Below are 13,028 nucleotides of genomic sequence, written 5' to 3' on the forward strand. Positions count from 1 at the left end.
CTTCCATCGACCTGTCCCGAGGACCACCCTTGGCATCACGCGGCATCTATCTCGTGAGCGCGGCCCTGCTCGGCGGCGGCGGCCTCTTGCTGTGGCTCGTGCTCGCCGACCGGCCCGCGCCGTCGGCAGCTTCTGCGACCGCTCCTGGCACCGCCGTAAACGTCGACGGCCGCCCGCTCGGGGTCGCCGGTGCCGACTACGACCCCGCCAGCCCGCGCGTCGAAGGCGACCCCGCCGAGCCGCGCCGCGCCGACCCCGACGGCGTCGCCCGCGAGCGCGACACCGTCGCCCAGCGGCCCGCTGCCCCGCCTGCGCCCGAGCAGCCGCCCGGGCCGCCGGTCGTCGGCAGCCCCGGCCTCAACGCCGCCAGCGAGGCCAGCGAGGCCGTGCGCCCGCAGGTCCTCGCCGCCGTCAGCGCCGAGCTCGCCAGCCGCCGCGCCGCCCTGCGCCAGGCCTGCTGGCCGCCGGGCTCCGACTTCAGCGCCACCTTCACCGTCGAGGCCAGCTACGCCAGCGACGGCGCGCTGCTGACTCTCGGCGTGTCCGACGTGCCCGGCATGCCCGGCGTCGGCGCCTGTCTCACGGGCCAGATCGCCCAGAAGCCGCCGACCCTCGCCGCGCCGCCCGGCGCCGACGTGACCGTGGCCGTGCCCGTCGAGTTCGCCGGGACCGAGAAGCCGCCGACCCCGGCCCCACGCGGCCTCGACGACACCGGCCCCTCGCGCTGAGCGCCCGCGGACGCGAAGGCCGTCGATTCGCGGCAGGACGCGAGCAGCGTCGGCCGCGACTCGCGGGGTCATGATTCGCGGCTGCACCGGCTATGACTCGAAGCGACGATTCGCTGCAGCTTCGGCCGCGACCCCGGAGCCCCGATTCGCTGCAGCTTCGGCCGCGACCCCGGTGCTCTGTTTAGCAGCCGCATCGGCTGCGACTCGAGGGCCATGATTCCCAACAGCGCTTGCCGCGTCCCGGTGCTTTGATTCGCAGCAGCGTCAGCTGCGACTCGAGGGCCATGATTCGCTGCGGCGCTGGCCGCGACCCCGGTGCTCTGTTTAGCAGCCGCGTCGGCTGCGACTTGAAGGCTATAGTTCGCAGCACCGACGGCCGCGACGCCGGTGCCCCGATTCGCGGCAACGCCGGCCGCGACGCCGGTGCCTGATTCGCCGCCGCACTCTCGTGCACGAGGCGACGCCCCGCGCCGCGCTGCCGCGCCCCTGTCGCCGCGATGCGACACCTAACATCGATTCATAACTGCGTTCGGGGGTTCTCCACCTCGAGCGACCTCGACCTTGGAAGCTTGCCCGATTGGCCCTTGCACCCGACGATGGTGCCCATGCAGAACGACCCCGGGTATCTCCAGCGCGCGCGGCGGATCGTCGACGACATCATCGTCCCGCACGCCTGCGACGTCGATCGCGGCGTGTATCCGCGGACCGCCCTGCGCGGCCTCGGCGACGCCGGCTTGCTCGGGCTCCTCGGCGCCGAGGACGTGGGCGGCGCTGGCCTCGACCTGCGCGCCGCGGCCCGCGTCGTCGAGCTCGTCGGCGGCGCCTGCGGCTCGACCGGCATGGTCCTCTGCATGCATTACTGCGGCGCCGCCGTGATCGAGCGCCACGGCCCGCGCGCGGTTCGCCAGGCGATCGCCGCGGGCCGGCACATCACCACCCTCGCCTTCTCCGAGGCCGGCTCGCGCAGCCACTTCTGGGCCCCGGTCGGCACCGCCCGCGCCGTCGCCGGCGGCCAGATCCGCCTCGACGCCGAGAAGAGCTGGTCGACCTCCGCCGGCGAGGCCGACAGCTACGTGTGGTCGAGCCAGCCGGTCACCGCCCAGGAGCTCAGCACCTTGTGGCTCGTCCCCGCCGCCAGCCCGGGTCTCACCATTCCGCGCCCGTTCGACGGCCTCGGCCTGCGCGGCAACTCCTCTGCCCCGATCCGCGCCGACGACGTCCGCCTCGACCCCGCCGCCATGCTCGGCCTCGACGGCGGCGGCCTCGACATCATGATGACGATCGTCCTGCCGCACTTTCAGGTGCTGTCGGCCGCCTGCTACATCGGCATCGTCGACGCCGCCGTGGCCGGCGCGGTCGCCCACGCCAGCCGGGCCCGCTTCTCGCACACCGACCAGACCCTGGCCGACCTGCCGACCATCCGCGCCTTCGTGGCCCGCTGCGTCCTCAAGCGCGACATGGCCCGCGCCCTGCTGGCCGACACCCTCGCCGCCCTCGAGGACGGCCGCCCCGACGCTCAGCTCCGCGTGCTCGAGGTCAAGGCCGCCGCCGCCGAGGTCGCCACCGAGGTCACCGAGCTCGCCATGCGGATCTGCGGCGGCGCGGCCTATCGCAAGGACGTCGGCGTGGAGCGCCAATTCCGCGACGCCCACGCGGCGACGGTGATGTCGCCGACGACGGACCTGCTCTACGAGTTCATCGGCAAGCACGCGTGCGGCCTGCCGATGCTGTGAAGCGACCCCGCGACGTGCACCCCATTCCCGGCTTCCTGGGTTCCCTGTGCACCAAGACGGCGTTCCGAGCGGGGAAGCGATTCCCCCATCTGCCCCGATCTAACCCGCGTTCCGTCAGGCAACAGAGGCCGATCGAGGCAACAGCCATTGCGCGGGTCGATGCCTGCCACGTCGTCGTAGACGTGGTCGCGCTCGCGCCGGGGAGCCGGGCCGCGAGGGTCTCGCGGATGTACTCGCTGATCGCGGCCTCGTACTCCTGACCGAGCGCGTGCAGCCCTATCGACTTGTCGTCGTCGGGTAGGTGCCGCGCCCGCTGGCCGGCCTAGATTGGGTGATCGAGTCCCCACCGGGGATCCACGCCGCGCCGGGCTGTCCCTGAGGGCGCTCATGAATGGGCTTAGGGCGGTGTCGCATCCATGGACGTGGCCGTGTCCGCAACGTCGGCGACAACGCCGAACCATCGAGATCGACGAGCAATTGGGCGGCTTCGTCGCCTCGCGCGAGCCTCTGCCACGAATACGAATACGTCGAACACTGCACGACTGTTCCCCTCTCGCGCGTGCGCGCATTGGGGAGATAAAGTGTCCCGCGCGCGTTCGATCGCGCCGGATTTCGGGGGAATGCATGATCGTGCGACGCAGGACGCGAATCGTCGTGGGGGCGGCGCTCGCCGCCGTGACAGCGTGGTTGCTGTGGTCGCGGCCGACGAAGGAGCCTTATCGCGACCGGGCGGCGGCGGGAGCCGTCCCTGAACCGCGCGTGGTGCTCTCCGCGGATCCTGAGGATACGGGCGACCCGCGGCGGATCGGGTTCGCCACGATCTCCGGGAAGGTCACCGATCCGGACGGGCGGGCGATCGCGGGCGCGCAGGTCTGCGCGTTCACCAGCTCGCGCCGGCTCGACGTGGCCGCGTTGCGGCAGCCGACATGCGTGGAGACGGGGCGCGACGGCGGTTACGTGCTCGCGGGGCTGTGGGCGGTCCGCCACCGCGTCAGCGCGAGCGCGCCGGGCCACATCCCGGCTTTTTACGTGCAGGGTGAGGGGGCGGCGCGGCGCGATACGATCGACCTGCGCCCGGCCGTCGACGTGCGCGGCATCGACATCGTGCTGCCGGGCGGCGGGGTCGAGATCCGCGGCACGATCAAGGACCTCAGCGGCGGCGCGATCGAGGGCGCGCTCGTGACGTCCGGTGGGGGTATCGAGGGGACCGGCGTCGCGGCGACGACGTCGGGGCCGGAGGGCGAATTCTCGCTGTGGGTGCCGCCGGGTCGACCCAGGGTGCGGGCGACGGCCGAGGGTTACGCCGATGGGCAGGACTACGGGGTCGCGCCCGGGCACACCTTCGAGGTGTTCTTGACGCCGGAGGCTGTGCTGGTCGGCAAGGTCGTGCGCGCGGGCGACGGTTCGCCGATCGAGGGGGCGGAGGTGACGGCGGAGCGCGGCGACGCGTTCGCCGAAGGCGGACGGGCGCGCACCGACGCGGGCGGCAATTTCCGGATCGATCGCCTGGCGGCGGGGGCGTACAAGCCGAAGGCGACGACCGACGACGTGTACGGGGTGGCGACGGAGCAGGTCGTGCTCGGGCTCGGCGAGACGTCAGCGCCGATCGTGATTCGGGCGCACCCGGCGTTTTACGTCGAGGGACGGGTGTTCGTGGCCGGCGGGACGTCGTGCAATAAGGGATCGGTGAGGCTGCGCGATCCGGCCCAGGGCCGCGAGCACTGGGTGGAGATCGAGGCCGACGGGGTGGCGCACGCTGACGGGCTCTTGCCGGGGACCTACGAGGTGACTGTCGACTGCCGCGGCTTCGTGTCGGCGGAGCGGTACGAGCCGGTGGTTGTCGCCGACGCGAACGCGACCGGGCTGCGCTGGGAAGTGACGCGCGGCCAGGCGATCCGCGGCGTCATCGTCACGGCGAAGGGCGAGCCGATGCAGGGCCTCCGGCTATCGGCACACTCGAAACAAGACCCCGCGCAGCCGCGGGCGCGGACGATTCGCGCGCGAGACAGCCAGTCGGACGCACAGGGGCGCTTCGAGCTCCCGGGGCTGCTGCCCGGGACTTATCAGGTCTACGCGTCTGCGATAAACCAGAAGCGGGTGACGCCGGACAAGCCGACCGAGGTAACGGTGCCCGAAGGACAGGACGTGGAGGGCGTGCGGCTGGTGGCGCCGACGTCCGGCGAGGTCCGCGGCGAGGTCCGCGACGCGCATGGGAAGGGGCTTGCGCGCGTGGGGGTGCAGTTTCTCGGAGCGCGACCCGGCCCGCAGGTGACCACGGCCGACGACGGCACCTTCGTCGTCCGCGAGATCGCGCCGGGCGAGTACCGGGTCCTCGCTGCCAAGGACGATGTGTTGCGGGCACCGGGCGCCGGTCCGGACGACGCGCAGGGGGTGAAGCTCGAGGTCCGCCCCGGGGCGGTGGAGACGGTCAAGCTGGTCGTCGAGGCAGGTTCGGAGACGATCGTCGGGACGGTCCGCGGCGAGCACGGCGAGGTCGTGCCCGACGCATTCGTCGAGGCGATCCGCGAGTCGGAGGAATGGGGCGCCGCGGGGCGAGGGGCCGGGCTGCTGACGGGGCGATTCGACCGCGACTCCGAACGGCCGCGCCTGACCGACGGCGACGGCCGGTTTTCGCTCGATGGGCTGTTCCCGGGCAAGTACACCGTGCGCGCATACCGGCGCGGCGGCGGCGAGGCGATCGCCGAGCAGGTCGCGCCCGGCAGCGAGGTCGTGCTGACGATCGCCGAGACGGGGCGGCTCGGCGGCACGGTGGCGCTGCCCGGCGGCAGGGCGCCGCAGGAGTTCACTGTCAAGGTGGAGGACATCAGGACCGGGTTCCGCCGGATGGACTCGTTCTTCCGCACCGACGGGGCGTGGAGCTTCGCGGAGCTGCCGCCCGGGACCTACCGGGTGCAGGTGTCGGCGTCCGAGGGGACGCGGACGATGGATATGTCCCTCGGGCCAGGCGAGGAGAACACCGGGATCCGCGTCGAGCTCGCGGCGAAGGTGACGGTGCGTGGCACGGTAGTCGACCTCGAGGGCAGGCCGGTGCCGGGTGTCGCCGTGCAGATCCTCGAGAGCACCATCGTCCGCTTCGGCGGAGAACCCGGCGACAAGAAGCACGTCAGCGACGCGGCGGGGCGGTTCGAGGTCGCGCGGGCGCCGACGGGCCTGGTGATGGTGCAGGCCTCCCCGGAGGAGGCGGAGACGTACGCGTCGGCCTCGATCAACACGCGGCTCGAGGGCGGGCCGGTGATCGAGCTGCCGCCGATCCGGCTGGTGAAGAAGGCCGTCCGCAGCGGTGAGTCGGGGGGCGACCTCGGGATCGGACTCAAGCAGGCCGAACCGGGGGCGGACCCGCTGCAGCGGCGGTTGACCGTCGCGGTGGTGCGCCCGGGCAGCCCGGCGGCCGCGGCCGCGCTGCAGGTCGGCGACGAGATCGTCGCGGTCGGCGGGCAGGACGTCACCGGCGCGAACTACTACCTGTACTGGCCGCTGACGCTGGTGTCGCCGGGTACGACGGTGCGGCTGGGCCTCGCCCGCGGGGTGACGGTCGAGCTCGTCGCCGACGCGCCACTCTGATCGCGCCGCATGAAGCGGGGTCGAACGCGCCACGAGATGTCCTTCATCGGCAAGCACGTGTGCGGCCTGCCGATGCTGTGACGCGACCCCGCGACGAACGCCCGTCGAGGTCGTCACGCGGCTCCCTGTCCGCCCGGATGCTCACGTCACCTGGACCGCGACGACGCGCCGTCCCTGCGCGCCGCCCTGTCGCGCGGGTGTCGCCCGCATCGTGAGGCCGCGAGGACATGTCGTCATGAACATGCCTTTTTAGACATGTCCAAGGAGACATCCCATCATCGGCGGCCGGATCGGGCCCGACGCTACGGGAACGATCCGCGGGGGACGAATCAGCAGGCCGCGGCTGCCTCGGCATTCGCCGAGTAGCAATGCTCTGATCCGAGCCCGACACAAGCGTGCCCATGGAGGCGCTCGATCCGCCGATCATCGTCGAAGAAGCTCTGGGCTGCCGAGATCGCGGAGGATCCAGCCAGCGTCCCAGAACAGCACGGCGTGCTCGGACGACGCGGTGCGGCCCTTCAGGGGCAATCGTGCTCGATGCGAGCGGCCGATCACGGTGCGACCGGTCAGCGTGACGCGGTGGTCGCTCGCAATTTCGCGCAAGGAGCCCACCACCGCAGTCTATCACCCCAGCGCGGGCCGTTCCCACTCCTCCACGCCCATCTCCGCGACCGGGGCGAGGCCGTTCGGCCGAACGCCCCGGACTCTTCACGATGCGGCAGACCGGACGATTACGGCGCGAAGGTTCAGGGCGCGGCCGCCTCGTCCTCGTCGAAATCGTCGCCCCCCGCGGGGCGGACGACCAGGTGACGGAAGGGCTCGTGGCCCTCCGAGTAGACCTCGACGTGATGGTGCCGGGCCGCGACCCGGTGCTGCACCTTGCGAAGCGGCGGCGGCTGGGCCCCTAGCGCCACGGTGATGTTCTCGCTCACGGCCCGGTCGATCGCCTGCTCGATCTCGAGGATGGCCTCGCGGACGACCTCGTCGTCCATGCCCGGCACCGTCGGGAAGGCGGCCTGCAGCACGCGACGCAGCTCCGAGCCGCTGTTGCGCTTGACCGTGTGCACCGGCCGACCCGCCTCTGCCAGCCGGCGGATCTTCTGGTCGTCCGCCCGGGCGCGCAGCGCGAAGATGATGTCCGAATGCTCGGGGTTGTTCACGATCCGCGCGTCCACCGAGACGTCGCGGAGCGCACGGACCAGGAGGTCGCGGCTGATCGCGTGCAGGTAGATCAGCACCGGGCCCTCCCACGTGGCCGGGTTCCCCGCCCGGGAGCGCCTGGCGGGGCCGGGGGCCTCGGGCGCGGCCGCGGGGACGTCGGGCGTCGGTGCGCGGCCCGGCTGCCGGCGCTCGCCTCTCACGGCATCACCGGCGAGCAGCCGGTCGACCGCGGCGCCGGCGTCGTGGTGCACCACGACCTCGTCGCGTCCGACCATCTCGACCACGACATCGAAAGTGGGAGCCCCCCGGCGCTCGGTGACCGTCTTCGGGGAATGCCGCCGCCGGGCCTCGTCGTCGCCGAGCGTGACGGTGTGCACGCCGCCGACCAGGTCCGAGAGGGTCGGGTTCAGCACCAGGTTCTCGAGCGTGTTGCCGTGCGCCGTGCCGATCAACTGCACTCCGCGCTCGGCGATGGTGCGCGCGGCCGCGGCCTCGGCCGAGGTGCCGATCTCGTCGACGACGATCACCTCGGGCATGTGGTTCTCGACCGCTTCGATCATCACGGCGTGCTGGCGGTCGGGCCGCGGCACCTGCATCCGCCGCGCGGCACCGATGCCGGGGTGCGGCACGTCGCCGTCGCCGCCGATCTCGTTGGAGGTGTCGACCACGACGACGCGCCGCCCCAGGTCGTCGGCCAGCACGCGCGCGATCTCCCGCAGCTTGGTCGTCTTGCCGACGCCTGGCCGGCCCAGCAGCAGCACGTTCTGCCCGGTCTCGACCAGGTCCCGCAACAGCTCGACCGCGCCGACCACCGCCCGCCCCACGCGCAGGGTCAGGCCCACGACTTCGCCGCGCCGGTTCCGGATGACCGAGATCCGGTGCAGCGTGCCCTCGATGCCGGTGCGGTTGTCCTCGCCCACCGGGCTCAACTCGGTGAGCACGGCGTCGATGTCCGCGCGGCCGACGGGCGTGCCGGCCAGGCGTTCGGCGCGGCCCTCGAGCCGGGCCTCGGGCGTGCGACCGAGGTCCATCACCACCTCGAGCAATTGAGCCGGCGCGAGCGCGCGCACGGCGCTCTGCAGCTCGGCGGGCAGGACCCCGATGAGGAGTCCGAGTTCGTGGTCCGATGTGCTCGTCACCGGCGACACATAATGCTCCCCGGCGGTTCCGCCATGGATCGGGGCAAGATTGGGCGCGAGCGCCTACGTGGCAGCGAGCGCGGGACACGCCGCGGCCAGCCGCCCGACCGCCGTGGCACCTGAGACTTCGGCTCGACGCACGGAGGGAGTCAGGTCGGCGGCGTCCACACGGCGCCGGTCTCACAGTCGACGTGCCGCAGGCCGACGCGCTCCGGCGTGATGTCGAGGACGCCGAACACGATGGGCAGTTGAAACCGACGCGGGCCGATCGACCCGGGGTTGAACACCGCGATGCCGCGGTCGCGGCCGATGAAGGGCACGTGCGAATGCCCGCAGACGACCAGCGAGGCATCCTCGGCCCGGGCGAACCGGGCAGCGTCGGCCCGCAGCCGCGGACCGGCCACGGCGATGTGCAGCATGGCGATCGTGAGCCGCACGGCGTCGCCGTCGCGGACCTCGAGGGTGCGCAGGTCCGGCAGCGTCGCCGCCTTCGCGTCGATGTTGCCGCGTACGGCGAACACCGGGGCGATCCGCTCGAGCTCGGTCAGCACCGCGAGCTCGCCGACGTCGCCGGCATGCAAGATGTACTGCGGCTCGAGCGCGGCGATGTGAGCCATGGCCCCGGGGTGCGGTCGACTGTGCGTGTCCGCGACCGCGACGATGCGCAGCGCCCCGTCGCGCAGGTGCAGCGCCTCGCGGCGGACGCTTTGAGGTTCGGCGCGGGCGTAGGCCACGGTGCCGGGAGGAATACACCGTCCGCGGCCCGCAGCCCACGGGTCACCGCCGAAACCCCAGCGTGGGCCCCGGGTCGCGCCGTGGCGGATCGGCGGCGAACCACGCGCGCGTCGCCTCCCGGAAATCGGCGAGCGCGAGCCCCCCGGCGTCCGGCGCGCACGCGTCGAGCTTGGCCATCCCGCGCGCGAGCAGCCGCGCAGCGCTCTCGGGTTTGCCTTGCACATGCAGCTTGTGGTGAGCCGCGGCGACCTGGATGAGGCCCTGCAGCAGGCGGCGTTCGTCGGGGTCGGTGGCCACGCGCCAGCGGTCCTCCCAGGCCTCGTGGGCCGCGAAGTGATCGCCGGCGTTGAACAGCGCGAGGCCGCGGGCGAGGGCCGCATCGGTGCCAAGGCTCGGCTCGCCCCGCGAGTCACCCTCGGATCTCAGCCGCTCGGCGGAGGCGTCCCCTGCTCGGCGGTCGTCGGGGCGGTCGATGATGTCTTGCTCGAGTTTCGCCTTCTCGGGATCGGCTCGCACCGCGCCATCGTATCCTCGGCAGACCACTCGCCACCTGAAAAGGTGGATTCGCCGGACCGCGGCGAGCTTCGCGGGGCCGGCTGAGTTTTCCGCGCCCCGAGCGCGCAAGCGGCGATGAACATGGTGAGGTGATGGGTATTGCCGCACGGGTCATTGAGCTCGAGCGGGCCGATGACCCGCTCGCGCGGCTGAGCGGGGCCCGGTAGAGCGATTGCCGTCAATTCTCGAGCGCGCGCTTGGTGAAGCGGTCGTCGGGCAGCGGCGCGTTGACCTGCCACGATTTGCGCACGAGCCGGGTCTGGCCGCCCTTGACGCTGTCGACCATCCTGGACTCGGCGGGCGCGCACACGTTGCCCTCGCAGGAGTAGCCGGTGCGGGTCTCGATCTTGAGCTGCTTGCCCTGGGCGTCGAAGTACTTGAGCTCGCCGGGCAGCTTGCGGTCCTTGTTGACGGCGATCTCGATGCGGGCGTACGGCGCCTCGACGCCGGCCTTCGGCGTGAGCACCAGCTTCCAGGTGGTGGCATCCTCGCCGGTACGGGTAGCCGTGTAGCGCGCGCCGTAGGCGGTGGTCGTGAGGTCGGTCTGGCTGTAAGCGAGGCCGAAGAAGCCTTGATCGGCCACGGAGCTGGCGATCCGGCGGACCTTCCCGAACGAGGGCAAGAACACGTACATCTCCGTCGGCGAGAGCGTGAGGGACTTGGTGCCCTTCATGTCGGCCGGGGCGCTGAACTCGAAGAGGTGCTTCTTGGCCTTCCTCGCCAGCTGCATGGCCATCTTGCGCTCGGGCTTGCCCGCCTCCTGGTTCAAGACCTCGAAGTCGATCACGAGGGTCTGGGCGCGGTTCAACGCCGCGTCCATATCGGCGAGCAGCTGATCGCCGGCCGGGTCGGCTGCGGCAACGGTGGAATGGGCAAAAACCGCGACAGACGCGGCGACGAGCACGACGACACGATGCATCTTCATGGGGAGTTCGATCGGCGACGAGAGTACGAGCGCGCTTCGCGGCTCACGGGTGAAGAGCCTGGACCCTCTCGCTGCGATCCAAAATAACTCGAAATTTTCCGCAGCCCTGCAGGCAGATCGGGGTCGACCCGTTCCGTAGCCGACCCAGACGGACTCTCCATGGCCGGGCGCCCAGTAGCGCTTCGAGGCCCACAGGGCGGCTCTGCTGCCCCTGCCGCCGACGCCGTGGAGGTCGCCAGCGAGGGCGCGAAAATAGTTCGAAGTTTTTTGGATCGCAACCGGAGGGTCCTGGCTCTTCACCCTCAAGCCTCGGATCCGGGCGGGCCCATCACCCCGAGGCTCGACGAGAATTTCATGACCCTTCAGAAGAGACCTTCGCCTGGCAACGACCGGTCCCCTGCCGCGCTGACGATCGATCGGCGCGGCTTCCTCAAGGTGGGGGCCACGCTCGGCGCGGGTTTTCTGCTGCCCGGGCTCACTGGTTGCAGTCCGGGGGACGACGGCGATCCGCGACCGGTCGCCAATGGCGAGCTCTTCACGCCCGCCAGCGTCCGCTCGCGCGACGGCGTGCTCGACATCGAGGTGACCATCACCGAGACCGAAGTGACGGTGGGCCAGTATACGTTCATGACCCGGGCGTACACGGGGCTCAAGGTCCTTCGCGGCGAGGCGAGCTTCGGCGATGCGACGTATACGGGGGTGGTCCCGGGCCCGAGCATCGAGCTCCGCCCGGGCGATCGGCTCAAGCTGAAGCTCATCAACGGCCTCCCGGACGACAACAGCGCCGTGGACCCCCCCGACTGCGCCATGGGCGGCGGCAGCGGCGGCGGGCACGGAGCGGGCGGCCACGGCCCGGGCACGCACAACAACTCGACCAACCTCCATACGCACGGCCTGCACGTCGACCCCGGGCCGCCCGGCGATGATGTCTTCCTGATCATCGGTCCTGGTGAGAGCTACGACTTCGTCTTCGATATCCCGCGAGACATCGCCATGCCGGACGGCTCGAAGGCCAACCATCCGGCCGGGACCTATTGGTACCACCCGCACATGCACGGATCGACGGCGATCCAGGTGGCAGGCGGCATGGTCGGGGCGCTCATCATTCGCGACGAGGAGAGAGACGACCTCGACAGGCTGTTCTCGCCCGAGCCCGGGCCGGGGCAGGGCAAGGAGCAGCTCCTCGTCGTCGGCGAGTACATGATCCAGACCCAGGATTCGTGCGATGGCAAGACCCGCCTCGCGACGTACGGGGAGATGGGCCATTCCGGTCCGCTTCCTCCGGGCGTCGAAGATTTCTTCCACGTCAACGGACAGATCGATCCGGTCCTTCGCATGCGCCCGGGCGAGGTGCAGCGGCTTCGGCTGCTTCACACCGGCTTTCGTGCGCCGCTGGACGTCGCCTTCCTCCGCGTGCCGGACGATCAGGCCGACACCGCGACCTCGCTGCCGAAGCCCGGCTACGATCCGTTCGGCTACTCCTGCGCCGCCTCGGGCGGCCCGCCCATGCTCGATCGGGACGCGCTGAGGGCGAAGTCGGCCACGTACTACCAGGTAGCGACCGACGGGATCACGTACGGCGCACCCCTGAAGATGCCGCTCGCCGACCCCGTGTCCGAGGTCGAGTACGTCATCCCGCCGGGGGGCCGCGTGGACATGCTGGTCCAATTCGAAGCGGGCACCTACCAGATGGTGGCGCTCGGCTACCTCGATTTCGTCTGCTGGGCGCCGCAGGTCCTCGCCACCGTGGTCGTCTCGGGCAAGCCGGACACGAGCCTGCAGATCCCGCAGGTGCTGACGCCGCCAGCGCTCTACCCGTCGTTCGACGACATGTCGAAGCCCGGCAACGCGATCACGAACACTCGCCAGGTCGAGTTCGCGGTGAACGTGGACGCTGACGGCGCGCACTTCCTCATCGACGGCAGGACGTTCTGCATGAGCCGTATCGACCAGTGCATCGCCCTCGACGCCGTGGAGGAGTGGACGCTCGTCAACAAGTTCAGCGATACCGGGGGTGAGACGGTTCATCCCTTCCACATCCACGTCAACTCGTTCCTGGTGACGAGCATCAACGGGAAGAGCCCGAGTCAGGCGATCTGGCGCGACACCTGTCTCATCCCCACGAGCGGCACGAACGCCGACGGCACCCTCAAGTTCCTGTCGCGCTTCCCGCATTTCCAGGGGCAGTACGTGCTGCACTGCCACATCTTGGAGCACGAGGACGAAGGCATGATGCAGATCGTCGAGGTGCAGCAGGCAACATGCCCGCCGCCGCCGACGGGCGACACTTGCGAGGCCGTATGACCCTCACGACCTCTCGAGCGCGCTGACCCGAGCACCACCACTGCCTTGAATGCCCGTGGTGAACCGGGGAGCGCAGACGACCATCCTGCGATGGTGCGTGCAATCGCACTCGACATTCGCCAGCCGGGCGCCCATCGGGCGCCCATCGGGCGCCCGCCCGTGGATC

9 protein-coding genes are annotated in these 13,028 nt (G+C 71.1%); 4 read left to right on the top strand and 5 right to left on the bottom strand.

Annotated elements, in window-relative coordinates; all coding sequences use genetic code 11:
* Positions 1-29 precede the first annotated feature (29 nt).
* From POL25_RS05890 to POL25_RS05900, 3 genes are all read left to right on the top strand, one after another.
* Positions 30-728, top strand: a complete 699-nt coding sequence (locus POL25_RS05890) for a hypothetical protein (RefSeq protein WP_272084862.1) — start codon at positions 30-32, stop codon at positions 726-728.
* 605 nt (positions 729-1,333) lie between these two features.
* Positions 1,334-2,461 (top strand): acyl-CoA dehydrogenase family protein, encoded by a 1,128-nt coding sequence (locus tag POL25_RS05895; RefSeq protein ID WP_272084863.1) that lies wholly within the window; start codon positions 1,334-1,336, stop codon positions 2,459-2,461.
* 477 nt (positions 2,462-2,938) lie between these two features.
* The gene (locus POL25_RS05900; RefSeq protein ID WP_272084865.1) at positions 2,939-6,043 is read left to right on the top strand and encodes a carboxypeptidase regulatory-like domain-containing protein; all 3,105 of its coding nucleotides are present in this window, start codon (positions 2,939-2,941) and stop codon (positions 6,041-6,043) included.
* A 423-nt stretch (positions 6,044-6,466) separates the two neighbouring features.
* Here POL25_RS05900 and POL25_RS05905 read toward each other — a convergent pair whose 3' ends face one another.
* From POL25_RS05905 to POL25_RS05925, 5 genes are all read right to left on the bottom strand, one after another.
* Positions 6,467-6,655 carry an FHA domain-containing protein gene (locus POL25_RS05905; RefSeq protein ID WP_272084867.1) on the bottom strand — a complete coding sequence of 63 codons (189 nt, stop codon included), beginning with the start codon at positions 6,653-6,655 and terminating at the stop codon, positions 6,467-6,469.
* 134 nt (positions 6,656-6,789) lie between these two features.
* Positions 6,790-8,343 carry an AAA ATPase domain-containing protein gene (locus POL25_RS05910; RefSeq protein WP_272084868.1) on the bottom strand — a complete coding sequence of 518 codons (1,554 nt, stop codon included), beginning with the start codon at positions 8,341-8,343 and terminating at the stop codon, positions 6,790-6,792.
* Between the two features lie 149 nt (positions 8,344-8,492).
* On the bottom strand, positions 8,493-9,077 hold the full coding sequence (locus POL25_RS05915; RefSeq protein ID WP_272084869.1) for a metallophosphoesterase family protein: 585 nt from the start codon (positions 9,075-9,077) through the stop codon (positions 8,493-8,495).
* Positions 9,078-9,120: 43 nt separating this feature from the next.
* The gene (locus POL25_RS05920) at positions 9,121-9,594 is read right to left on the bottom strand and encodes a DUF309 domain-containing protein (protein WP_272084870.1); all 474 of its coding nucleotides are present in this window, start codon (positions 9,592-9,594) and stop codon (positions 9,121-9,123) included.
* 217 nt (positions 9,595-9,811) lie between these two features.
* The gene (locus POL25_RS05925; RefSeq protein ID WP_272084871.1) at positions 9,812-10,441 is read right to left on the bottom strand and encodes an outer membrane lipoprotein-sorting protein; all 630 of its coding nucleotides are present in this window, start codon (positions 10,439-10,441) and stop codon (positions 9,812-9,814) included.
* A 342-nt stretch (positions 10,442-10,783) separates the two neighbouring features.
* On the opposite strand from POL25_RS05925, the gene POL25_RS05930 reads away from it, so the two are divergent.
* On the top strand, positions 10,784-12,862 hold the full coding sequence (locus POL25_RS05930) for a multicopper oxidase family protein (RefSeq protein WP_272084873.1): 2,079 nt from the start codon (positions 10,784-10,786) through the stop codon (positions 12,860-12,862).
* Positions 12,863-13,028: the final 166 nt, after the last annotated feature.

This window comes from Nannocystis bainbridge (genome assembly GCF_028368995.1).
Lineage (GTDB): Bacteria > Myxococcota_A > Polyangia > Nannocystales > Nannocystaceae > Nannocystis > Nannocystis bainbridge.

Coding starts and splice junctions, on each gene's coding strand:
- POL25_RS05895 (WP_272084863.1), top strand. CDS start 1,334: ATGCAGAACGACCCCGGGTATCTCCAGCGCGCGCGGCGGATCGTCGAC.